We start from the raw sequence: 22,563 nt of genomic DNA on the forward strand, positions 1-22,563 counted from the left end.
CTTACCATTAAGAATGAAATTCGCCACGGGTCGCACCTCAGGTACACAGGATTGTTTTCCCTCTTGCCTCTTGCCTCTTGCCTCTTGCCTCTTGCCTCTTGTCTCTTCCCTGCTCCCTAAAAACCCAGAACGAAAGTACCTAACAGCGATTGCAAAGCGCTGTAAACCATACTAAAGCGGTCTTGGGCGAGATGCCCAAGACCGCTCTGGCTCTCCAAGACGGGGCTATATCCCTTGTGGAAAATTAGCCCCATCTGGCCATTTATCTTTTACGACAATCAAATAGCCCTGCCAATCCTCGGGGAGAATAGTAAGTTAAAGTCCCCGAAAATTGGTTGATAATGGTAGGATTACCAAAACCAGAGGATATAAATTAATACTTCACTAGAATAACAATCCTAGTAAAAAACCGACCAAAAGTGGCCGCCGCACGAACGGCCGCGGCCGGAATAGCGGGAATACCGGGAAGAAGCTACCACCGTTAATTTGGTCCATCGCCAAATCTGTATGGTTGAGCTCAGTCAAAAAGCTCTCGGATTCCTGAATATCATTAATTGCTATACTTGCCATTGAGGAAAATCTCCTGACGAATTGGTTTAGTTTGGAACGAAATTTTCCACACTCCACCCACTAGAATCCTGGAGATTCTTTTTTAGTTATTAACTCTATAGGCTCCTAATTGGAGTTACCCATACCTACAATCGAGTTTTGGGATAACCCAAGACCCTAGGGAGTGTTAAGCACCTTGTTTAACCTGGCAACCACAAACTTTGGAAGCAAGGGCACCCTGAATAACCCAAAAACAGCTATCTTACCGATGGGGGCAAAATTAACGTTGCAACCCATTTATCTTTATTCGTTCTCTGGATAGAATTCTAATTCATTGATTGGAGAAAATCAAGTGCTAGGTCAGATATATTTTTATATATTTTTATATATGAAGTAACTATTAAATGTGAAAGTAAAATTATCAAGTAAGTATGAATTATGAAGGGTAAATTATTAAATTATGAAGGATGAATTATTAAATATGAAAAATCAGTATAAATTATTAAGAATGAACCATGAATCAGTAGACCTCTTTAGCAAAGGGAAAAGCGGATCACCGGAACAGGGAGTAGCGATGCAGCGCGGTCTTGGGGGTTTCCCCCATGAGCGACTGCATCAAGACGGGAGTAGCGATGCAGGGCGGTCACAGGAGGCCGTCCCACTCGCGCTTTGCATCAAGACGGGAGTAAGGAATATGGCATCAAAATTCTCTCAATTCCTACACGGATTGCTATTGCAAAAATAATGTCTTGATGCTGCCCCTCCCCATGAGCGACTACATCAAGACATTGCATCAACACAATCAGCAAAAACATTGGCGTTGTTTAATGATGGTATGATTTTGCTCCCCGAGCCCTCCAAGGCAACAACCCAGGACAAAGAAGCAATGAGAATTCAGCCCAAACACAACAAGACCAGAAGCCCATTAACTAAATAAAATACCGCCACTATCTGGGTCTCTGACCAGCCAGAAAGTTCCAGATGATTGTGGAACGGTGACATTTTTAATAAACGTTTACCCACCCCATTAGAATCTTTGGTGGCTTTATAGTAACTAACTTGAGCAATCACTGAGACGGCTTCTAGGAAGAAAATACCACTAATTATAAATAAACCCCAAAGGTTCCCAGTCAAGAGTCCTACTGCTGCTAGGGATCCTCCTAGGGCTAGAGAACCGGTATCCCCCATGAAGACTTTGGCGGGATTGCGGTTGTGGCCAATAAAACCTAGGCAACTGCCACTCATACAAGCACAGAAGACCATTAAACCAGGGGAGGTCGGAGCAATCAGGGCAGCTAGTCCTAAAAATGCGATCGCACAGGTTCCTGCTGCTAGTCCATCCACTCCATCCGTAAGGTTAGTAGCATTACTTTCTGCTAATAGCACAAATATACCCACCGGCCAAAATAAGAATCCCAAGGGTAAGACGAACCCTAAGGGTAAGGTGATATTAGTGATACTGGCTGGCTGGGTTTGTGATAACCATAGACAAAACAGTAAACTGACCACAATTTGTAAGGCCAGTTTCATTCTCGGGGACATACCTTTATTAGAGCGGCGTTGGACTACTTGCCAATCGTCCACCCAGCCAATGAACAGATAGCCAAGGGTTGCTAGGGATACCGCTAGGACCGGGATAAAATCCTGCTGTTGGAGGAATAATCCTGACCACACCAGGGCAATCACCACTGCTACCGGCACAAAAAATATGCCACCCATGGTGGGGGTACCCGCTTTTTGTAAATGGGATTGGGGACCCTCTTGACGAATAATCTGACCCATTTTGAGTGCTTGTAGAAAGGGGACTGCTCGATATCCAATCCCAGTAGTGATCAGAGCACAGATCAACAGGGGTATAGTGATGGAGTTACCTGCGATCAGGGACCGAGCTGCTGTCCCATCCAGAATTAATGCACCCAGAGTTAAGCCGATTGATAGAATATATAGGAGTTTAGTTCCCGTTAAGTTGAACAACTGCCCAGACAATCGTTTAGAATCTACCACAAGCCTCTTATTCCTTTTTTTTAACACTCCTCACAAAGATACAATTCCCTGTATCCTTGCCCATATCCGTATAATTTACGGTTACGAGTCAAATCCTAACATCAAAGGTATGCGATCGCTCAGGGTAGGATTGATTTTTTAAAAAATACGAGATGATCAAGGCATGACCGGATGACAGGATGACCCGATCACTACCAAGATCTAGGGAGTTATCAGCTTATGCGCTATGCCCAAGCGTGCGCCTTCAGCTAATGGGCTACGGGAATGGCTGACGGCTGATCCCTGACTGCTGTTCCCCCAGCGCATATATAGCGCTACGCGCAAGGCAAGAGGCAAGAGGCAAGAGGCAAAAGTTTACTAGACAACGTTTTCAGCTTGTATCAATGTCCTAACTTTAATGCGTAGTGCTATACTTACCAACAGCTGGGGGGTGCATCTCATCTTTATAAGAAAGAAGGGAAGTGCCGGAAGTGTGGGAAGCGTGGGTATTTTAGGGAGAGTGGGTATTGTAGGCAGTGTCGGATCTTGACTCCGGTCAGGAACAGCCACGCTGGGTCGTTGAATGAAGAATCCCCGCGTATGCGCTACCGGGGAGTGTCAATTGAGACGCATTGCTTACTAAGCTTTTCAGAGGTTATCTTTCAAATTTGGAAGTGTTATTAATAACCCTTAAACCTGTGCTTTGATCAAGAGCTCACATATTTCTCGAACTGCTCCTTGACCACCTGCTAATCTGGTCACATACACAGCACTGTCTTGGTTTTCTGATATCCCATCAGCAACAGTTAGGGGACATCCTACAGCTTTCAGAACGGCTAAATCAATGATATCATCACCAACATAGGCGACTTGGGAAAGAGATAAACTTAACTGTTCACAGAGTTTTTTGAGGACAGCTAACTTATCTTCAACGGCAAAAAAACTGTACTTGATTCCTAGCTTTTGGACTCGATTTCGCGTTGCCCTAGAACTGCTATTAGTTATAACAGCTACCTCAATTTTAGTCTGTTGGAGTAGCCTGATACCCATGCCATCTTTGACATTAAATTTTCTGAGTTCTTCACCGCTTTCTGTGTAGTAAAGTCCGCCATCGGTCATAACCCCATCTACATCTAGGGCTAGCAGTTTCACCTGGGATAAACGTGCTTGTAATTCAGGATCAGGGATGTTATTCATAGCAAATTCATCCGCAAATTTTACCCAATTGTAGCGTCCAAAGCTGCACGAACATTCAGAATTCCCTTTAGGACATTTTCCAGTTCCGCTAATGGCACCATATTCGGACCATCACTAAGGGCGATGTCAGGATTTTCATGAATTTCCATGAACAGAGCATCAATGCCAACGGCAGCCGCAGCTCTGGCCAAATAGGGAACAAAGTGCCGCTGTCCACCAGATTTATCTCCCTTTCCTCCTGGCATTTGGACGCTATGAGTGGCATCAAAAACCACAGGATAACCTAACTCGCGCATCTGAGGGAGGGAGCGAAAGTCTACCACTAGGGTATTGTAACCAAAACTAGTACCCCGCTCTGTGAGTAAAATATTCTTGGCTCCCCCAGCTTCCAGTTTGGTGACCACATGCTTCATATCCCAAGGGGCAAGAAACTGACCTTTTTTGACATTAATTGCTCTACCTGTAGCAGCCGCAGCGATTAGCAAGTCAGTTTGGCGGCACAGAAAAGCTGGGATTTGTAAGACATCAACTACTTCAGCAACCGTTGCAGCTTGGTGACTTTCGTGGATATCGGTAAGCACTGGCACACCCACCATTCGTTTAACTTTCTGGAGAATTTCTAGACCTGTGTCTAGGGTTTGTCCCCGAAAGGAGTTGATTGAAGTGCGATTGGCTTTGTCAAAGGAAGACTTGAAGATGAAAGGAATATTTAAGCGATCGCATACTTTATGGATCTCCTCTGCCATTTTTAATGTAAAGTCTTCCGATTCAATAACACACGGACCACCAATCAGGGTGAGTGGGCAGCGATCGCCAATCGAGAGGGTATCAGTGATTTGGGTATGATTCATGACTGTTGCTTTATAGCGGTAAAACTCAAGACAACCCATACAGGGCAATCACCAGTGGCGGAATAATCAACGCCATCAACAAACTTAATGGGGCACCTACCCTAGCAAAATCCAAAAACCTGTAACCCCCTGGCCCATAAACCATAGTATTGGTCTGATACCCAATCGGAGTCATAAAACTATTAGATGCGGCAAACATCACTGTAAACATAAACGCTAAAGGATTCAGACTCAAACTCTTAGCTACCTCCACAGCAATCGGCAATAGTAACACTACCGAAGCATTGTTAGACAGCACCTCTGTGATCAGGACAGTAACCACATAGAACAGTGTTAACAACCAATAACCAGGAAGATTACCCCCTAGTGCTACTAGATTTTCTGCTAACCATTCAGTTGTGCCTGACTCCTTCATCGCTATTCCCAAAGGAATTAACCCAGCCAGCAGGAAAATAATATCCCAGCGTACTGTTCCGTACAGTTCCCCAGGCTTGAGACAACCAGTGATCACCATCAACACCACTCCCAACAAGGCACTCACCATAATCGGTAGCACATTAAAGGCAGCTGCTAAGACTACCCCTACACTAATTGCGATCGCAATCCCTGCTTTCTCTCGCCGTAGGGTTTCTAAATCTCGCTGTCCAATCACCAACAAATCTCGACTGGTTTGCAATCCCAACAAACTTTGCCTCGGACCTTGTACCAACAGCACATCACCAAAGTGTAAGTAACTCCTCCAAGTCTTTCTCTGACCAGTTCCTGTCCCCGTCGAATTGCCAAAACCGTACTGTTATAGCGTTGCCGAAACCGCATATCCTTTAAGGTTGAGCCAATTAAATTAGAGTTAGCCAGGATCAACACCTCAGCAATCCCCTCCTCCCCAGAGGTAAGACCGGTTTCCAAGGGTTGCTGTCCAAATTGGACATCAGCTAAGATTTCTATCCCTCGTTGATCTTTGACTCTCAGCAGACACTCCCGACCAGACCTCACAATCAAAATATCCCCTGGTCGCAATACTTTATCTGCCAGCGGTTGGGGAAAACGGCTACCATTGCGAATTAGTTCCAAAACGTCCAAATCAAACTTCCGCTGGATTTCACTGGCACGTAGGGTTTGCCCCACTAGGCTGGAATCTGGTGTAATTACAATTTCACTGACATACTCTTTGAGATTATAGTCTTGAGTGACAATACCATTGCTAGCTACTTTACGGTTGGGCAAAAGTCGGGGTGCCACTAGAGCCAAATATGCCAATCCTACGGTAAATGTAATTAGCCCCAATTGGGTGAATTGAAACAAGCTGAAATCACCATAGCCCAACTGTTTAGACAACCCACTGGCCAAGACATTAGTGGAGGTGCCAATGGTAGTGATCATGCCCCCTAAGATAGTGACAAAGGATAAGGGCATCAAAAGCCTAGAAGGGGAAATACTTTGCTTGCGGCACCAATCTTCTACAATAGGAAGTAGTACAGCCACCACAGCGGTATTGTTAATGAAACCCGTGATCGGCCCAGCAATCATTCCCATGGTAAAGATTTGCTGGGTTGACTCCTTGCCTCCCCACTTCAGCAGTAGGTCATTCACGATTTGAAGCGCCCCAGTTCGGGCAATCCCAGCACTGAGGATAAACATAGCCATCACAGTGATCGTGGCAGGGTTGCCAAAACCTGAGATTCCCTGTTCTGGGGTGACTAGCTTTAGAAGCATCAGTAATACCATCACTGAGATCGCAGTGATATCCACTGGCATCCATTCCCTAATGAAACTGATTAAAGCTAGTACAACAACGCTCAGGGTTAGAAAAATAGTCATAGATAGCGTAGGCTCTCACCAAAAAAGACTACCTTAATTAGGTAGCTCATGGACATCAATCAAAGATTTTTATAAATTTACCTATCCATGGAATTTATCTCGCCATAGGATTGAATAACGCTATTAGTTAGCGTATCCTTCATCAAATCTATAATTTATAGTTATATATTTGAGCATAATCCTTAGGGCATCAAATAAACTTAAAGGTAAGTTCATAAATTCGGAACTTCGGAACAATAATGTACTAGTATTTATTCCCCGAATTCATCCGTAGTTATGAACTTAATTATTTATTAAAATCTATTCAATTAGAGCCCTTAATTAAAACTTTAAATTAAGACAGCCTTTGTTTAAAACACTTTAATAATAAACTGTCAATTATTGTTGAATGTTGACCGTTAACGGTTGACCGTTAACCGTTAATCCTACCATCTCGCCAACCAAAAAATCAATTAAATGAAAATTGAATAAACTCCTGCGAGTCCCTCTGAGTATGCTAGGAGAATATATATCTGGAGTAGGGGAGTAGGGGATATTCTATGTCCGTCCCCATTCCCCCATCCCCCCATCTTCATTCAAAGTAAAGCGTGGTAGCTCACGCTCCGAGCAATTCTCCACTTCCCATCAAGCAGAATTCCCAGAGGGATCACCCTGACTACCCTTGTCAATACGCTTGATCGGTTTCGGTCTTGGTGTTTGGGGTTTGGGTGCTGTGGCTATAGCCGCGCCATCCTTTTTACGAGCAGGGCGTGGCTTCGGGTAACTCTTGTTAGCACCAAAACGTTTCTTATTTTTATTAAATGGTTTCCTCTTTGGTCCTTTTTTGTTGAGAAAACCAATATCATTTCCTTCCTGGATTACCAGGGTATTGGCTTGCAGCTGTGCATGTAAATCCCAAAAATGACCAACGACCCTTTCTCCGAGGCAACCCTTAAGCTTTAACTTGAAAAACTTAGGCTTATCTGACTCTTTACGAGGTAATTGCCTAATTTTAACAACGACTTGTTCATTCTCCCGCGAATGGTAGATCACCTCGCCACGAATGGAAAAATAGCCATCCTTAGGAATCGGTTCCACCTCAGCTTCTGAGCAGTCATTTGATGTCTCGACTTCTGCTTCGGACTGAGCAACTCCCGAGTCAGTTGTTTCAGCTTCAGCTGTGGGTTCGAGAGTTTCTGGTTCCCAGACGCCAACAATTTGGACATGTAAGTTATCGTCTGCTTGCCTGATGCGGGGATAGACAACCCAGAGGTGGGGCTGATTGAGATCTAAGTGATTCTTGACCAAACTCATGACCCGACCGAGTAACACCGCATCAATCAAGGTTCCATCTGCCGCTACAAGTGTTCCCCTGGTCAACTGCTCTGCGGAAGGCATATATTTGCCATTGACCAGACCGATGGCGCGGTATTGCCTAGGTTCACTGGGGGCAGGAATTGGGTGCTGTCTTGAGACCTCACTGGAGACCTGACTTAAGACCTGAGTAATTACTGTCCCATTAGATTCAGCTAAGGGATCTGATTTGGTGGTATCTTGAGAGCCACCAGTTGGTGTTTCTGGGGGCTGGTTTTGCACACTGGATACTTCCGGTGGTTGGATTCCAGACGACTCAGCTGAGTCGGGAAGCCGATTCACAGACGAATTCATATAACCTCCTAGCGGCGGAGACACATTCCCATGGGTGGTTTTGACTGACATTGGCAGCATTGTCTTGTCAACATGTTCCAGCTTTCCGGTGTCCTTTCCAGAAGAAATTCTTGTGGACTGTTGCCACCAAAAAACTGGAGGGTGAGCGCACTTGGTACTAGTCTACCCACTGTACAGAATGCAGTGAGATAAAGGTTAGATCCGCAAAGTTTATGGAATCTTTAATCTGAGCGGTTTCTAGCCGATTTAACTGAGCCTTAATGCTAGCTTATTTAATGGGTGGGATTGATGGGAGGAGACTTTAAAAGCCCCAAATCGTTTCATAATGGGAATACAGTAGCAATCTAGTACATGCGGGTATGTTACGCATGTTTTCAACAAAACTCCTCTGGGAATGTGGTACAATCGGCCTATGCAATAACCAAGCAATAACAGTATTAGGCTTGACATCCAGATAATCTTCTACAAGAGTGGGTAGCCTGTGAAAAGGTAACTGAGTAAAGCCATCAGTTTTAAATCTCCCGAAAATAACGGAGTAGAGCCACAAAGTTGTCACCTCAAATTCAATATTAGGTTGGGTTCCAGCCGATTTGAAGCCTGTGGATAGGGTGCTGCCGACAGTCCTAGTTGAAACAGGAAGTAAACAGGCGTCGTTGTGACGTTTTTGTCCGCGATGTTCACGTTTTATAGAACAGTTCAAGAAAGTTTTGTGTCTCAAAAGCGCAGTCTGTGGATCAAAATAGTGCTAGTACTAGCTGTGCTAGCCTTTATCGGTATTTCGATGATTCCTTTGCTAGGGAATGTTTTCAAGGATAATCCCGCCTCTGTTGGGGCAACACCTACAGCTACACCAAATATTTCTGCCCAGCAGCAAGCAGAACTAGAAGCTCAAGCCAAGGGTTATGAACTAGTCTTGCAGCGAGAACCAGAAAATTTAACGGCTTTGAGAGGTCTGCTGGAGATACGGTTGCAGCTCAGAGACATCAAAGGCACCATTGAACCCCTAGAAAAGTTAGCCAAACTCAATACAGACCAGACAGATTATGGAGTCTTGCTGGCTCAGGTAAAACAACAAATTGGCGATCGCGAAGGAGCAGCTCAAGCCTATCGGGACATACTAAACGCTAAGCCTGGGGATATGAATGCTCTGCAAGGGTTAGTTAGTTTGCTAACCCAGGAAAACCGCCCAGAAGCAGCCATCGGTTTGCTGCAAGACACCTTAAAAAGTTCCCAGCAAGTCAATGAGATTAAACCTGGGAGCATTGATGTCATTTCTGTGCAGTTGTTGTTAGGTCAAGTTTACGCGAATCAGAAGCGTTATGACGAAGCCACAGCTATCTATGACCAGGCGATTAAAGGCAGCCAAGATGACTGGAGACCAGTGCTAGCTAAAGCCATGATTTTTAAAGAACAGGGTAACAATGAAAAGGCTAAACCCCTGTTTGACCAGGCTGAATCCCTAGCACCAGCCAAGTACAAAGACCAAGTCAAACAGTTGGCAGCCGAAACTCCAGAAACTCCAGAAACTCCAGAAACTCCAGAAAATTAGTCATGAGTAACCAAGACAGAGTAGTAACCCTAGTTACTCATGACTCGACTACTGACGCAGTCTCGGAGGAATCATCAATACTTCCGCTCTTTCGGTTCAAACAAGGTAATGTTGACGGGTTTATATTGCAGGTCAATACCTGCAGATGAGTAAAACGCTAGGGTGTGTTTAAGAAAATTGGGATCATCCCGTTGGGGATAATCCTCCCGGCTATGGGCACCCCGGCTTTCTCGTCGGTTCACAGCAGAGGTAAGAATCATTTCTCCGACTATCATTAAATTGCGCAGTTCCAAGGCTTCGATAATTTCCGTGTTCCAGCAGTTGCCTTTGTCATCCAAATAAATTTGCTGGTACTGTTGTTTGAATTGTTGCAGTTGGTTTAATCCCTCCTCCATGGACGCTTGGTTACGGAAAACGCCACAGAATTGGGTCATACAGTCTTGGAAGGCTTGACGCAACTGGTTAAGCCGTAAGGTGCCAGATTTTTCCACAAGGGCTTTGATTTTTGCCTGGGCTGCATTGATGTAGGATTGCTCGTCAATGTCTGGTAACTTCCGGTCTTGGACGTATTTTGCGATCGCAGCACCAGTTCTTTTGCCATAAACCACACATTCCAACAGGGAATTACTCCCGAGGCGATTTGCCCCATGAACAGAGACACAGGCTGATTCCCCAGCGGCAAAGAAGCCCTCAATTAATCCATCTTCACCACTATGAACTTGTCCATCGGTGTTGACAGGGATTCCCCCCATGGAATAGTGGGCAGTTGGTCGTACTGGCATTGGTTGATGTACTGCGTCAATACCAACCAATCGATGGGCTTCTTCCCAGCAAAACGGAATCCGACTCATAATCTTTTCTTTGCCCATGTGGCGCAGGTCAAGGTAAACAAAAGGTCCACCTGCACTGCCATCAAGATGAATGCCACGACCAGCTCTGAGTTCTAGGGTAATCGCTCTTGAAGTAATATCCCGGGGTGCCAGTTCCATTTGTTTGGGGGCGTAGTCCCTCATAAAGCGATCGCCTTCTGAGTTAATCAGATAAGCCCCTTCCCCTCGTACCGCCTCAGAAATCAAAACTCCCACCGGATACAAGCCCGTAGGATGAAACTGTACAAACTCCATATCTTCCAAAGGCACCCCAGCCAGAGCTGACATTCCCAGACCATCTCCAGTGGAAGCAAAGTCATTGGAGGTCGTATTAAATACCCGTCCATAACCCCCAGTAGCAAACATGACCGCTTTTGCCCGTACTACTGCCACCTTCGTGTCTAGGAGCTGGAACATAACCACCCCTTTTGCCTGACCCTCTTCCAAAATCAGCTGCATAACGTACCACTCATCGTAGAGTTTTACACCGTTATGCCGGAGATTGTTCACCAGTTCATGCAAAATGGCGTGACCCGTCTTATCTGCCGCGTAGCAAGTGCGGCGATGGGAATGCCCTCCAAAAGCCCTCTGAGCAATCCGACCATCTGGTAAGCGCGAAAACAGCACCCCCATGTGTTCCAGCTCAATGACCACCTCTGGAGCCTCTTTGGTTAGGATTTCTACTGCATCCTGGTCTGCCAAGTAGTCAGACCCTTTAACCGTGTCAAAGGCATGGGCTTCCCAGCTATCGTCAGCATCAACATTCTTCAGAGTAGCTGCCATACCCCCTTGGGCAGCCACCGAATGGGAACGAATTGGGTGAGTTTTAGCCACAAGGGCGACATCGAGCTTAGGCTCAGAGCGTTTAATCTCTAAAGCAGCGCGACATCCAGCTAATCCCCCACCGACAATAATGACATCGTGTTCTAGCATCTCGCTCTCATCATGGAATCCGAATTCCTATTTTAGGCTCTAGGTTTTAGCCTCTTGGCATTTCCCTCTAGGATTGCGGAAAAAGTATGAAGCGCCCCTCCTTAAGGACGGAGGCTCTCAACTCCCCATCCCCGGGTTGCGGAAAAAGCCGGGGATGGTTCGGATGCTCTTCAACCGGTCGCCCCAATAGGTTTCTGTCTAGGCGCTCTGCCTCCAGCTGTTGATGTGGTTTCCTCCTCTTCCATCTGAGAAATTTCAATATGGTTTAACAATGTAGTCACGAAGGCAAAGAGCAGGAAAGGCAAAGATAGTACCAAAATCAGCCCGACAGTTGCCAGAGCGTAAATTTGGCGGTCAGCACTCCAAAGAGCTAAGGCTGAGGCGAGACTCAGAAAAATTACGATTAACCAAACCATAATTTGTCCATAAATGTCACCAAAGCTTAGGGTGCAGACAATGCGATATCGTTGTAAGTTATCCATGGCATCTATTGACACATTTCTTTATTTTTCTAAGCATATGCGTCTCATCCAGGTTTGGGGGATTTCTCAATAATTTTTAAGAGGAGCGCAACATCACTTTACATTTACATTTACATTTAGACTTTACATTTAGTCATTAGTCATTAATCCTTAGTCCTGTGTATTTTGTGAACCAGATTAAGCCAGATGGTATTGACTTTTGACCAATAACCAATTAAATATAAGCGCCCTCGGTAGGATTTGAACCTACGGCCGAGGGATTAGAAATCCCTAGCTCTATCCACTGAGCTACGAGGGCATAGCTATATCATACATCAGAAAAAACTGTTTTTGCTTGGCTCGTGATCGGGTAGTAGTCTCTGTGTGCCTAATACCTAGTCCTATCAAGGCGCTTTGTGGGTATTCATTCCTGTGTCGAAAAAACATAAACCATAGCCCTTAATCATACCAATTAAAAACGGTACAGTCAAGGTCAAAGAGCAACAGGGAACTTCGGATCAAGGAACAATGGCTCCGCTAACAGAAAGCATTGCTTGTTAATCCTTGCCCGTTCCCCGTTTCCCGTTCCCTATCTCAGCATTCAGCCGTTGGCCGTTGGCCACGCGTGCGCGTAGCGCATTAGCTGATAACTGATAGCTTACCTGAGCATAGCCTTCAGCTTAAGTGGATAGCCACCACAATTATCGATTGCTTGTCTCAATTAGCGGTAAGACTCAAGGCACTTAGCTCGAACCCGAGTTAAGGTAGGTAAATAGTCAGTGTCACTGATCAGACCTTAGTCAGACTCTGTCACAAGGATTCTGATTAGGAGATAGTGACTAGTACTCTGTCAAAATTGAATTGAGGGGTAAACTATACTTTCCCGGATGCTTTTACTAAGCATTAGGTATGACTTAACACCCCCGCACCTTGCCAGCGTGCCACCTTGCCACCTTGCCCTAACCCTCAAAACTAAATTGACAGAGTACTAGGGGGTTAGAACACTTCGTCAACAGCACCCCCTGACAGGGTCAGGAGTCATGTGCCAGTATCATGTTTATTTTGAAAAGGCAGGATGTTGAAATCTCTAGTATTCAGCACCCACAGAGGGAGCAGCAAATCCCAATTCTCAATTACCAGGGGCAAACCTTTCGCCTGCTCAGTGTATTTGGTGCCACTAAGGAAGAGGAAGCCATAGCTTTCTGGCGAGACCTCACCGATCATCGGGGAAAAGCTTGTGTATTGTTGGAAGAACCTGATCGCTACAGCGTTTGGGGAAAAATCCGTCTGGAGCAATTAGGGAGTGAACCCAGCTCTGGGGGCACTAGGGTATCCTACATTCAAGCCTGTATTTTGCTACTACAGACTGTGTATATGGATGTGGAAGACTTCTTAGGAGCTAGACAAGCTGGGTTGTTTCAGAAGGATATCGCCAAAATCTTGATAGATTCAAAATTTCCCCAGGTTGAATCGACCGAAGCTGTACAACAATTGCTCAAAATCGACCCCCTTACCAATTCGGATTTTCCTACCTGGGAAGAACATCATCTGATCACCCTGTTGCAAGAACTCTATCGCTTAGGTAAAGGCTATTTTGGCAATACCAACTTTGCTCAGGGGGTTAGCGATATCTTGCAGGATATGCCTGCGGCTGAGCAAACTCAGTTTATCAACTGGCTTAACAACTCTGATCTTGGTCAACTATGGCAATAATCTACATATGGCAATAATCTACAATTAAAACTAAGCGATTAGAATCATTAATATGTTATCTGGCTAACCATAGTCTTATTGTGCCAGTCAGTGATAAGTGTGAAATTCCTATGAGCAGCTCTGCAGAACGGTCATCAGGTAATCTATCTCCCCTCAGCAGCAGTACCATCATCTATGGTGGTATTGCTTGGGCGATTATTTCCCTATTATTTTTCTTGCTGTTTGGTATTACATCCCCTGGGCAAGAGAGTCCATTTTGGTACGTGATTAGTACCTACTTTTTAGAATGTATACCCTTCCTAGTAGCAAGTATTCTCTGTTTCAGAAATTGGCGCAGCCCTCAGATTGCCAGTGGACGAAATGTCTGGCTAGGACTCGCTCTGGGGAATCTGTTCTATTTGATGGGTGGCTTGATATTCGGTGTGTGGGAGCTGTATTTTAACCTTAACCCTGATGTATCACTAGCAGATGTGTTTTACTTATCCTCCTATGTGTGTCTTGGGGTAGGGATGTTTTTAGCAGTTATTCCCAGGCGCTTAAACTTAGAACTTTGGCAAGGGTTAACGATTATAGCGATTGCCATAGTGGGGATGGCCTTAGCTGCTTTGCTCTTATTTGCTCCTTCCTTCCAATCAAGCACTCCTGAATCTCCTGATCTGACCATTGCCTATTCTATTTCTGACTCGACCACACCACTTGTGGTCAAGGAAAATAATGGTATTGTCATCTCAGCAATAAAGTCATCTCAAATAACCAAATCTGAGGCTAATCAGAGTACCAATCATAATTCTCCAAGGTGGGCGATTGAACTTGACAAGTCACTGAGTGCCTATTCAAACCAATTGACCACCCTCTACATTGGTTGCGATGTAATTCTGCTGATTATTGCCTCATCCCTACTGTTAGCGTTTTGGGGTGGACGTTTTTCCCAATCCTGGCAAATGATTGCCGCTGCAACATTTTGCCTGTACATTGCAGATATGTGGTTTAAGTATGCTGAGACTAGACCGAACTACCAAAGTGGCGGTTTACCAGAAGTCTTTTTTGTATTCAGTGGTGTATTGTTTGCAATAGGGGCTGCCCTGGAATATCAAATATCGAGCCGTTCCCGTCGTGGTTCACGCAGGCGAGCTGAAAAAGTAGCATGAGTCCAAGAAAACTATCTGATGTCGATAAACAGGACATCCTCGAACTATATCGACAGACAGCAGAGACAACCTCAACGCTGGCTGACCGTTATGGAGTTAGTAACTCCACCATTAGCCGTATCCTTAAGAGCAACTTGTTGGAGCAAGAATACGAGGCTCTAATTCAACAAAAGCGCTCTAATCGTACTGCTGAAAATCTCTCCTCTTCTACTGTCAAAACCGCTAAGCCTGTGGTAGAAACAGCCGCTAAATCATCGCTAGTTGTACTCAAAAATGAACCATTAGCAGAATCTATCAGTGATTTATTGACTCCAACCTCTACTGATGGACGTCGGCGGCGTAAGCGTTCCTCTGTGGCTGCTCAACCACCAGTGGAGGAAGAGGAGCAACATACCCAATTGCAACTTGATATTACCACATCAGGTTCAGAGGAAGATAAGTCTGTTGATCACCAAGATGAATTATTACCTGAGCATAAGGGACTAGCAACTAGGAGATTCACCGAGTTGTTGGACGAAGATTTAGGGGATTTGGATCAAGATGATGATTTAGAGGATTTAGAGGATTTGGATGATCTAGATGGCCTAGATGATCTAGATGACCTAGATGACCTAGATGAAGATTGGGACGATGACTTGCCAGATCCTGAGATTCACGAATCCATCAGAACCTCTGTGGCTAAAAGCGGTTCTTACATTGAAATTTTGCCCCTCTCGGAAGCTTCTCTTCCTAAAACCTGCTATTTGGTAGTCAGCCGAGCGGCGGAGTTAATTGCTCGCCCTCTGAATGAGTTTAGCGACCTCGGACAAATTCCTGACGAAGAAGTTCAAGAGACAACCTTGCCAGTATTTGAAAACCATAGGGTGGCACGGCGTTTTTCTAACCGTTCTGAGCGAGTCATCAAGGTTCCTGATGCTCAGATGCTTCAGAAGACCTCGTCCTATTTGCAAGCTAAAGGAATTACCCGATTATTAATTGATGGTCAGGTCTATTCTATTTAATATCAAGTCCCGTTGCTTCTGGCTGAGGGACTTTGGCCTTTGGGGGTTTTAGGGAGTTGGGAGTCGGGAGTCGGGAGTCGGAATCCCCCCTACTGCTGGCAGAAGGGTGGGAGGGGGGAAGCATATGGCATCTAGTTCATAAGTATGAGAAACACTATAAATTATTGATTGATATAACTTAACTTGATATCACTTAATTGATATAACTTAAGCACGTTGAGCCAGGGCAAATAGTTGCTCAGCTGTGGACTCAATCAGCTCCCGTTTAACCAGTCGGGAACGCCAAGATTCTGGTATCCCTTGCTCTCCTTGACACTCGCCGTCTTGAAAGAACGGCGATTCCTAGATCAACGTTCGCGTAGCGTGGCCTACGGCCTTGCTGCCTTAAACCACTGTGTCCTAATCTTTGACGCCGCCAAAAAGTAGGCAATATCTAAACCAAAGACCCGTCAAGACCAAGAATTCAGTTTAGTTCACAGTAGACCCAGCGGGCAATTCTCGCGATAGCGTTTGGCTACTTGCAGGAAAGTGCATGTGCATAGTCCGTTTCTTCCCTATTCACCTGGTTCCGGCGTGCCCCGCCGTACCGTTTTCTATCTCAAGTCGTGTTCTGCTAGGTTCACACGTTAACTGCTAATTAACGATTGGGTTTTTAAGGAGGACTTTCCCTACCCTCCGAGCATTACTACTTTCAGGTCATGCAGTGGCGGGTCTCTCTCCCGGTTGCGCCAAGGCCAAAGGCCACGCTACGCGAACGGTTTTTCAGCCTGTACTCATACTACTAGTATACTCTGGCTAGACAATTATCAACCCCGGTTGCAATATTTCTTTCTAGGCGACTAAACTCGCTAGCCACTTTCATCTGGGCTCGCTTTGAGGCGGAGTTTTCAGTGCTTGGATTCCTAATCACCTGTCCTTCTCGGGACCATCGCAAATACTGCTGTAATTGATCAACTGGATCAAACCCCTGTTGGTCAATCAAACTATGGGCTAAACACAGGGCCATGGATGTATCATCAGTCCAGTAGCCAGGCTTCAAACCAAAAGTCCCACCACCCACCATATCTTCAATCGGGCTAAAGGAGCCTGGTGCCTTAAACTCCAAAGTAGTACCAACTGCATCCCCAACAGCCAATCCTAAGAAACTACCACGGTAACGGTGAATTAGCTCCATATTAGCTCCATGGGATCATTTCTCCTCTAATCCATAAGGTTTGCTAATCTAGTGTCGTGTTCTTTGCATCTTCGCGGTTAATCACAATCCTGATTAGCCCAACACCCTCACCCGGAGCTTGTTCGACCCATGAAACCGTTACTCAAACTCTGGCTTATAGCCTTGTTAAATAGACTGGTTTCCTTTCAGCAAACCATTAAACGTCAGGGTTGGTGGATTTTGCTATTTGTGATCGGGATGATAATTCCTCTATGGCAGCTTTCCCCATCCTACGCCAGTGGCACCTTTAAGGATGTTCCAGAGAATTATTGGGCTCAACCTTGTATCACCAAACTAGCACAACAAAATATTATCAGGGGTTACCCAGATGGTACCTTTAAACCGAATGCTCCCATCACCAGAGCTGAGTTTGCTGCACTGCTTCTGAAGGCTTTCCCTAGTGCTCCTCAAGTCCGCAGTGACGAAAAATTCATAGATGTACCAACTAATTACTGGGCTAATCAGGCTATTCGTAATGCTGATAAAACGGGATTTTTGGCTGGCTATCCTGGTAGAGTTTTCCGCCCTAAGCAAAATATCCCTCGTGTCCAAGCGTTAGTATCTTTAGCGAGTGGATTGAAGTATCAACCGGTCAAGCCTTCCCTAGAGACTTTAAAGACAGCGTTTACTGATGCTACGGCAATTCCCAACTATGCCCAAAATGCGATCGCAGCAGCTACGGAAAATCAGATTGTGGTCAATCCCCCTAATGTGAAGCAATTCAAACCTAACCAACAAGCTAGTCGAGCTGAAGTAGCTGCTTTCTTGTGCCAAGCTACCCAAACCACTGGATTGATTCCTAATCAATACATTGCTAAGGTTGAGCCACCAACTCCTGGTTCTACTGAAGCGGAGTTAAGAGGGGTATGGCTGACAAATATTGATAGTGAGGTACTGTTGTCTAATAGAGCAGTAACGGATAGCCTAGAAAAACTTAAGGAGCTGAACTTTAACACGGTATATCCTACAGTGTGGAATTGGGGTTATACACTATATCCGTCTCAAGTAGCTAAACGGGTAGTGGGACTGGAAGCACGAATATCGACGGAGTTAGAGAAAGACTTATTTGACCCAAAGAAAGGGGTGCAGGGAGGACGAGATGTTCTCAAAGAGATTGTCGAGGCGGGACATGACAATGGTTTGAGAGTTATTCCCTGGTTTGAATTTGGCTTCAAAGCACCTTCCTATTCTGAATTAGCCAAACGCCACCCAGATTGGCTGACCCAAACTAAAGATGGGGTCAAGACTCAAACTACTAAAGGGTTAGAGCCAGAGGATGAAAGACTACAAGAGATTGTTTGGCTCAATCCTTTTAAACCAGAGGTACAGCAATTTATTCAAGATTTAGTTATCGAAGTTGTCAGCAACTATGATGTTGATGGTATCCAATTCGATGACCACTTTGGCTTGCCAGTGACCTTTGGTTACGATGACTTCACAGTAGAATTGTACAAACAAGAACACCAAGGTAAATCTCCCCCCACTGACCCAAAGGATCAGGAATGGGTACGGTGGCGAGCAAATAAAATTACGGATTTCCTAACCAAGCTGTTTAGAGCAGTTAAAGACAGTGTTCAAGACAGTAACAATGATGTGATTATTTCCCTATCTCCCAATCCCCAGCGCTTTTCTTACCAATTCTTTTTAGCTGACTGGGCAACTTGGGAACAACGGGGTTTGGTAGAGGAACTAATTGTCCAGATTTATCGAGATAATTTCAGCACTTTCATCTCGGAATTAGACAAGACAGAAGTCAAAAGAGCACGGAGTCATATTCCAGTAGGAATTGGGATTTTAAGTGGTCTAAGAACTCGCTTAGTTCCGGTATCACAAATTCAGCGGCAAGTGGATGCTGTCCGACTGCGGGGATTTGCTGGTGTGTCGTTTTTCTTCTATGAAACCTTGTTGAATATGAGTGATGAACCAGCTTCTAAGCGTCAGAGCGGTTTTGAGGTCATGTTTCCTGAGTTTGTGAAAGCACCAGATATAGAGGATTGGAAGAAATCCAATTGAGGCGTTGCTGAATTGAAGTATGTTGGTATCAACCTCACGGGGTCACAAGCTAATTGAAAATCTTACAGGTGTTAGGTTTTGGGTGTTAGGTTTTAGGTTTTAGGTGTTAGGTTTTAGGTGTCACATAACGACTAAACAAAAAAGGTGATCAGGGTGCTCGAAGTTAAGAGTTATCGAGACTTAAAGGTTTGGAATCGGGCAATGGACTTGGTTGTACTATGCTACAAACTTACTTCTAAGTTACCAAAAACTGAGATTTATGGACTGAGCAGCCAAATTCAACGAGCTGCTGTTTCGATTCCAGCTAATATCGCTGAGGGCAAAGGGAGACAGCATTTGGGAGACTATATTCATCATCTCTCCATAGCTAATGGAGCTCTCAAAGAATTGGAAACACATTTGCTAATTACTGGCAGATTATCTTATCTTAAAAACTATGAGTTACAGCCCGTTTTAGAGTTAAGCGATGAAATAGGAAGAATGCTCAACAGTCTGATGGAAAAACTAAAGGAGAAGAAGAAAAATTAGGCTATCCGAATAATTAGCATTTTACCTAAAACCTAACACCTAACACCTAACACCTAACACCTAACACCTAACACCACTTCTCTGCTGCGCTAAGCGCGCACGTATGAGGCTCCATTAATATCAATATTGGTTCCAGTTGCCGAGGGGACTTGTCCGGACAATAGGAAAACCACCATGGCAGCAATTTCTTCTGGCTGGGCGATTCGCTGTAGGGGAATACCCGATACAATCTCAGAGAGAGGATAGTTTTGGGTAAATTCCGCAGCCATTTCGGTATCAACAAAGCCCGGACAAATAGAATAGGCTAGTATGCCATCAGCAGCGAAGTTTCGAGCAATACTTTTAGTTAAATTACTTAGTGCTGCTTTGGAGGCTGCATAGTGTATATACTCTGGGGTATCACCACGATGAGCTGCACGACTGGAAATATTGACAATAATTCCTCCTCCCTTGGACTTAAAGTGTTCTATAGCCCGTCTGGTGATGGAACTAACAGCAATCAAGTTAACCTGAAGAGTTTCGATCCATTTCTCTTCCCAGAGTAAGGGATTATCATCCAAGCTGAGTTCGGTCATGATGGCGGCATTATTCACAACACCATCAATGGCATATCCCAGATTAAGAATTTCCTCCACTAATTCTTGTCCTGCTTGGGGCTGGGATAAATCTTTTTGAATTACAACACAATCAGTGTTTGCCTTGGATGCCAGTTCCTTGGCTGAGTCGATGTGGGTATTGCAGTGCAGGATAACTTTTGCTTGGTTGGCGATCAGGCGATCGCTAATCGAGGAACCGATTCCCGTTCCTGCACCTGTTACTAGGAATGTCTTTTCTGAAAAAGATAAGTTTTCAAGATTCATTTAATTAGAAATTAACCAGATTCACGTTCACTTAATTGTTAGACTGTTTATCAGTAAAACACTCTGACGAAGAGACAACTAAAAAATTCAGTATATCCCCTTCCCACACAAAGCTTGCAGGGGAATTGTCACCCACTCAGAAGTGTTTGATAGCGTTTATCATAGCTATGATAAACGCTATATCATAAATCGAGCAATAGTCAGCGAATAATTAATTTCTTAAGATTTACTTGATCAAAAGTATCTCAAACCAGCACTAATAAAGACTCAAAATTCTTCAATTTCTTAGCTTCATTATTATTAGCATATCCATAGACGCGAGGAAGTTGCTTAGTGCTTAAAAGTACTTTTCTGACCTCAGAGTTGGATACATTACTTAGATTCCTGCCAGAAAGAAGGGCAGTAATGGCAGCAATACCCAATGCCTGACCAACACCAGCATTAAATTCGACAATTCTACCAGCGGAGGAAGCAAACCCTTGAAACCCAGAACCAGGACTGACAACGGCTAAATTAGGAACTGCCTTAATTTGGGCATGCTGGATGCCAATGTTGAAAATTGGCTTACTAAAACTTACACTTTTTATCCCGTTCTCAGAGGCTCTGTTACCAAGACCTTCGATACCACCGCGCACATCAAAATGATAGCCAAAGGTTCCCAAAGCAGACCAATTCGGTGTGCCACCTAAGAGCATTTGGGAGCCATAGAGAGGGTCTACGACACCAGTAATATTGCCTGCATGGCGGATATAAAGCTCAGATGCTGGCTTAACTGCTTTCGCTCCGATACCTTTGAGCCAAGTTTCAACGAAATTCATCTCTTCGAGAATCTTAGCAGAGGGTTTAGCACCTCCTTGAGCTAATTCCTCTGCTTCAGTGCCATTGACCTTACAGAGGAGGGCATTCCAGGAAAGCCTACCCCCTGGCAGAATTGCCACATTGCCTTCATCGAGGATGACACCACTTTTTGCTAGAGAGAAGGTCTTACCTCTAAAGGAGTGGTAAGCTACGGATAGGGCTGGGGAACGAATGTCGATGTAATCTTTACCGACCCACATGGTTTTCAGATTACCCCTGGGGTCTCTCATATTCTTCCTGAGTCGTTCAGCAAACTGAGCATCAGACCCAGCAGCTTGCTTTAACCACCGTTGAGCTTCTTGATCAGCAGGATTAGTGAAGCGCTTGAGATAGGCATACTCTACCTGCTTTAGTCTTTTGATACTGAGTCCATGAGTTTCAAATACTAGGGTGACTGGTAGTTCGGATTCGGGCAAGCCAAAGGTGTTAAATCCTTTTAATTTCCTAACTCCAGCGGCTTGGGCTAATTCTCCATTGACTGTGGAATCGATAAATTGCTTGCCAAAATAGGTTTCGCCTCTGGCTAACTTGATGCCAGCTAGCTTTGGACCGTCTTTAATAACTGATGCAATCTTGACTTCCCGGATCAGGGCGACACCTGCTTCTTGCATCATTTTCTTGAGGGCGGCATCAGCTTTGCGGGGGTCAAGAGCAATTAAGTTGACACCTGAGCGCTGTAAAAATTCTTTGTAGAGGCTAGGGGGTGAGCCAAAGGTGTCGAGCTTGAGGGATTTACGCAGGTTACGAGGAATCTGGCAGCGATCAAGGTAGGCCAGACCTCCCCTGACCAGATGACCACCAACACCTTCATGTTTACTGCCTTTGGACATTAACAGAATGCGTGGATACTTACCTGTCCGGCGGCGATACTCTTTACCAGCAGCGATCAGCGCTAAGATACCTGGAACTTCATCACCAAATCCAATCACATCGTAAGAACGTTCTTGATTACTGGCCATCTTTCCCTCACCCCAATTCCTGAACAACTTGATTAACTGATAATTCTAGTTTTCGATAGCTGTCGGACATTGACAGTACCCTTGGGGGTACTATTTATTTTCACTATTTATTTTTAATTTTGGCTCTTGGTGCTGGAAATCGAGAAGGGTGATTTTTCGGAATTTGGCTACATTGCTGGACTCTACCAACAATAGTTTCAGTTTTTTTTCATAAAACAAAAAAATCCTCCAAACGCTTTCATAATGCTCCAAATTTTCTGCTGCTCGCTCCTTGTTACCATCAATCCTATGTTGACAAATCAAATACAAATGCTATATAATTTCAGGCTTGCGGGCAATCAAATATTTACTAACAAAGTAATTTTCAGTTTCGACCTGTTCAAAGCCAGATTCTTCGAGACGTTCGACTAAGA

17 protein-coding genes, 1 tRNA gene and 1 pseudogene are annotated in these 22,563 nt (G+C 44.8%); 7 read left to right on the plus strand and 12 right to left on the minus strand.

From position 1 onward, the window contains the following. The first annotated feature begins 1,123 nt into the window (after positions 1-1,123). A complete protein-coding gene (locus F6K52_RS12890) occupies positions 1,124-1,294 on the plus strand; it encodes a hypothetical protein (protein ID WP_293078041.1) in 171 nt (56 codons plus the stop codon). A 149-nt stretch (positions 1,295-1,443) separates the two neighbouring features. On the opposite strand, the gene mraY is transcribed toward F6K52_RS12890, so the two are convergent. The 5 genes and pseudogenes from mraY to F6K52_RS12915 form a co-directional block, all read right to left on the minus strand. Then, positions 1,444-2,553, minus strand: coding sequence for a phospho-N-acetylmuramoyl-pentapeptide-transferase (gene mraY, locus F6K52_RS12895; protein WP_293078043.1), 1,110 nt, complete (start codon positions 2,551-2,553; stop codon positions 1,444-1,446). 669 nt (positions 2,554-3,222) lie between these two features. After that, a complete protein-coding gene (locus tag F6K52_RS12900; RefSeq protein WP_293078045.1) occupies positions 3,223-3,729 on the minus strand; it encodes an HAD-IIIA family hydrolase in 507 nt (168 codons plus the stop codon). Positions 3,730-3,749: 20 nt separating this feature from the next. Then, a complete protein-coding gene (kdsA, locus tag F6K52_RS12905; protein ID WP_293078047.1) occupies positions 3,750-4,580 on the minus strand; it encodes a 3-deoxy-8-phosphooctulonate synthase in 831 nt (276 codons plus the stop codon). Between the two features lie 25 nt (positions 4,581-4,605). Next, a pseudogene (locus F6K52_RS12910) lies at positions 4,606-6,398 on the minus strand (SLC13 family permease). Between the two features lie 624 nt (positions 6,399-7,022). Next, a complete protein-coding gene (locus F6K52_RS12915) occupies positions 7,023-8,045 on the minus strand; it encodes a hypothetical protein (protein ID WP_293078049.1) in 1,023 nt (340 codons plus the stop codon). Positions 8,046-8,718: 673 nt separating this feature from the next. Between F6K52_RS12915 and F6K52_RS12920 the strand changes: the two genes are divergently transcribed. After that, entirely contained in the window at positions 8,719-9,594 is an 876-nt protein-coding gene (locus F6K52_RS12920; protein WP_293078051.1) for a tetratricopeptide repeat protein, read from the plus strand. A 74-nt stretch (positions 9,595-9,668) separates the two neighbouring features. On the opposite strand, the gene F6K52_RS12925 is transcribed toward F6K52_RS12920, so the two are convergent. The 3 genes from F6K52_RS12925 to F6K52_RS12935 all read right to left on the minus strand — a co-directional run bounded on the left by F6K52_RS12925 (position 9,669) and on the right by F6K52_RS12935 (position 12,176). Further along, a complete protein-coding gene (locus tag F6K52_RS12925; RefSeq protein WP_293078053.1) occupies positions 9,669-11,396 on the minus strand; it encodes a succinate dehydrogenase/fumarate reductase flavoprotein subunit in 1,728 nt (575 codons plus the stop codon). Between the two features lie 170 nt (positions 11,397-11,566). Continuing rightward, positions 11,567-11,878, minus strand: coding sequence for a hypothetical protein (locus F6K52_RS12930; RefSeq protein WP_293078073.1), 312 nt, complete (start codon positions 11,876-11,878; stop codon positions 11,567-11,569). 225 nt (positions 11,879-12,103) lie between these two features. Next, positions 12,104-12,176 (minus strand) — tRNA-Arg (locus F6K52_RS12935). A 734-nt stretch (positions 12,177-12,910) separates the two neighbouring features. Here F6K52_RS12935 and F6K52_RS12940 point away from each other — a divergent pair. From F6K52_RS12940 to F6K52_RS12950, 3 genes are all read left to right on the plus strand, one after another. Beyond that, positions 12,911-13,570: an Npun_F0813 family protein gene (locus F6K52_RS12940; protein ID WP_293078055.1), complete on the plus strand. Its 660-nt coding sequence runs from the start codon at positions 12,911-12,913 to the stop codon at positions 13,568-13,570. 110 nt (positions 13,571-13,680) lie between these two features. Further along, entirely contained in the window at positions 13,681-14,718 is a 1,038-nt protein-coding gene (locus tag F6K52_RS12945) for a hypothetical protein (RefSeq protein ID WP_293078057.1), read from the plus strand. Next, complete coding sequence (locus F6K52_RS12950) at positions 14,715-15,719, plus strand: hypothetical protein (RefSeq protein ID WP_293078059.1); 1,005 nt, start codon at positions 14,715-14,717, stop codon at positions 15,717-15,719. Before F6K52_RS12945 ends, F6K52_RS12950 begins: the two co-directional genes overlap by 4 nt. On the opposite strand, the gene F6K52_RS12955 is transcribed toward F6K52_RS12950, so the two are convergent. Both F6K52_RS12955 and F6K52_RS12960 read right to left on the minus strand, forming a co-directional pair. Further along, positions 15,712-15,843 carry a hypothetical protein gene (locus F6K52_RS12955; protein WP_293078061.1) on the minus strand — a complete coding sequence of 44 codons (132 nt, stop codon included), beginning with the start codon at positions 15,841-15,843 and terminating at the stop codon, positions 15,712-15,714. The genes F6K52_RS12950 and F6K52_RS12955 overlap by 8 nt on opposite strands. A gap of 657 nt (positions 15,844-16,500) precedes the next feature. Continuing rightward, positions 16,501-16,893: an ADP-ribosylglycohydrolase family protein gene (locus F6K52_RS12960; RefSeq protein ID WP_293078063.1), complete on the minus strand. Its 393-nt coding sequence runs from the start codon at positions 16,891-16,893 to the stop codon at positions 16,501-16,503. Between the two features lie 129 nt (positions 16,894-17,022). Between F6K52_RS12960 and F6K52_RS12965 the strand changes: the two genes are divergently transcribed. Both F6K52_RS12965 and F6K52_RS12970 read left to right on the plus strand, forming a co-directional pair. Continuing rightward, entirely contained in the window at positions 17,023-18,945 is a 1,923-nt protein-coding gene (locus F6K52_RS12965; RefSeq protein WP_293078065.1) for a family 10 glycosylhydrolase, read from the plus strand. Between the two features lie 153 nt (positions 18,946-19,098). Beyond that, entirely contained in the window at positions 19,099-19,473 is a 375-nt protein-coding gene (locus F6K52_RS12970; protein ID WP_293078067.1) for a four helix bundle protein, read from the plus strand. An 89-nt stretch (positions 19,474-19,562) separates the two neighbouring features. Here F6K52_RS12970 and F6K52_RS12975 read toward each other — a convergent pair whose 3' ends face one another. Both F6K52_RS12975 and F6K52_RS12980 read right to left on the minus strand, forming a co-directional pair. After that, positions 19,563-20,333: an SDR family oxidoreductase gene (locus tag F6K52_RS12975; RefSeq protein ID WP_293078069.1), complete on the minus strand. Its 771-nt coding sequence runs from the start codon at positions 20,331-20,333 to the stop codon at positions 19,563-19,565. Between the two features lie 245 nt (positions 20,334-20,578). Further along, complete coding sequence (locus F6K52_RS12980; RefSeq protein ID WP_293078071.1) at positions 20,579-22,150, minus strand: FAD-dependent oxidoreductase; 1,572 nt, start codon at positions 22,148-22,150, stop codon at positions 20,579-20,581. Positions 22,151-22,563 lie beyond the last annotated feature (413 nt).

It is taken from the genome of Moorena sp. SIO3H5, from assembly GCF_010692395.1.
In the GTDB taxonomy this organism is placed as follows: domain Bacteria; phylum Cyanobacteriota; class Cyanobacteriia; order Cyanobacteriales; family Coleofasciculaceae; genus Moorena.

What these genes read in the sequence shown, in the direction of transcription:
- F6K52_RS12930 (WP_293078073.1), bottom strand. Translation starts at nt 11,878, where the DNA reads ATGGATAACTTACAACGATATCGCATTGTCTGCACCCTAAGCTTTGGT.
- F6K52_RS12900 (WP_293078045.1), bottom strand. Translation starts at nt 3,729, where the DNA reads ATGAATAACATCCCTGATCCTGAATTACAAGCACGTTTATCCCAGGTG.
- F6K52_RS12945 (WP_293078057.1), top strand. Translation starts at nt 13,681, where the DNA reads ATGAGCAGCTCTGCAGAACGGTCATCAGGTAATCTATCTCCCCTCAGC.
- F6K52_RS12955 (WP_293078061.1), bottom strand. Translation starts at nt 15,843, where the DNA reads ATGCTTCCCCCCTCCCACCCTTCTGCCAGCAGTAGGGGGGATTCCGAC.
- F6K52_RS12920 (WP_293078051.1), top strand. Translation starts at nt 8,719, where the DNA reads ATGTTCACGTTTTATAGAACAGTTCAAGAAAGTTTTGTGTCTCAAAAG.
- F6K52_RS12940 (WP_293078055.1), top strand. Translation starts at nt 12,911, where the DNA reads ATGTTTATTTTGAAAAGGCAGGATGTTGAAATCTCTAGTATTCAGCAC.
- F6K52_RS12980 (WP_293078071.1), bottom strand. Translation starts at nt 22,150, where the DNA reads ATGGCCAGTAATCAAGAACGTTCTTACGATGTGATTGGATTTGGTGAT.
- F6K52_RS12925 (WP_293078053.1), bottom strand. Translation starts at nt 11,396, where the DNA reads ATGCTAGAACACGATGTCATTATTGTCGGTGGGGGATTAGCTGGATGT.
- F6K52_RS12965 (WP_293078065.1), top strand. Translation starts at nt 17,023, where the DNA reads ATGAAACCGTTACTCAAACTCTGGCTTATAGCCTTGTTAAATAGACTG.
- F6K52_RS12960 (WP_293078063.1), bottom strand. Translation starts at nt 16,893, where the DNA reads ATGGAGCTAATTCACCGTTACCGTGGTAGTTTCTTAGGATTGGCTGTT.
- F6K52_RS12950 (WP_293078059.1), top strand. Translation starts at nt 14,715, where the DNA reads ATGAGTCCAAGAAAACTATCTGATGTCGATAAACAGGACATCCTCGAA.
- F6K52_RS12915 (WP_293078049.1), bottom strand. Translation starts at nt 8,045, where the DNA reads ATGAATTCGTCTGTGAATCGGCTTCCCGACTCAGCTGAGTCGTCTGGA.
- kdsA (WP_293078047.1), bottom strand. Translation starts at nt 4,580, where the DNA reads ATGAATCATACCCAAATCACTGATACCCTCTCGATTGGCGATCGCTGC.
- F6K52_RS12975 (WP_293078069.1), bottom strand. Translation starts at nt 20,333, where the DNA reads ATGAATCTTGAAAACTTATCTTTTTCAGAAAAGACATTCCTAGTAACA.
- F6K52_RS12890 (WP_293078041.1), top strand. Translation starts at nt 1,124, where the DNA reads ATGCAGCGCGGTCTTGGGGGTTTCCCCCATGAGCGACTGCATCAAGAC.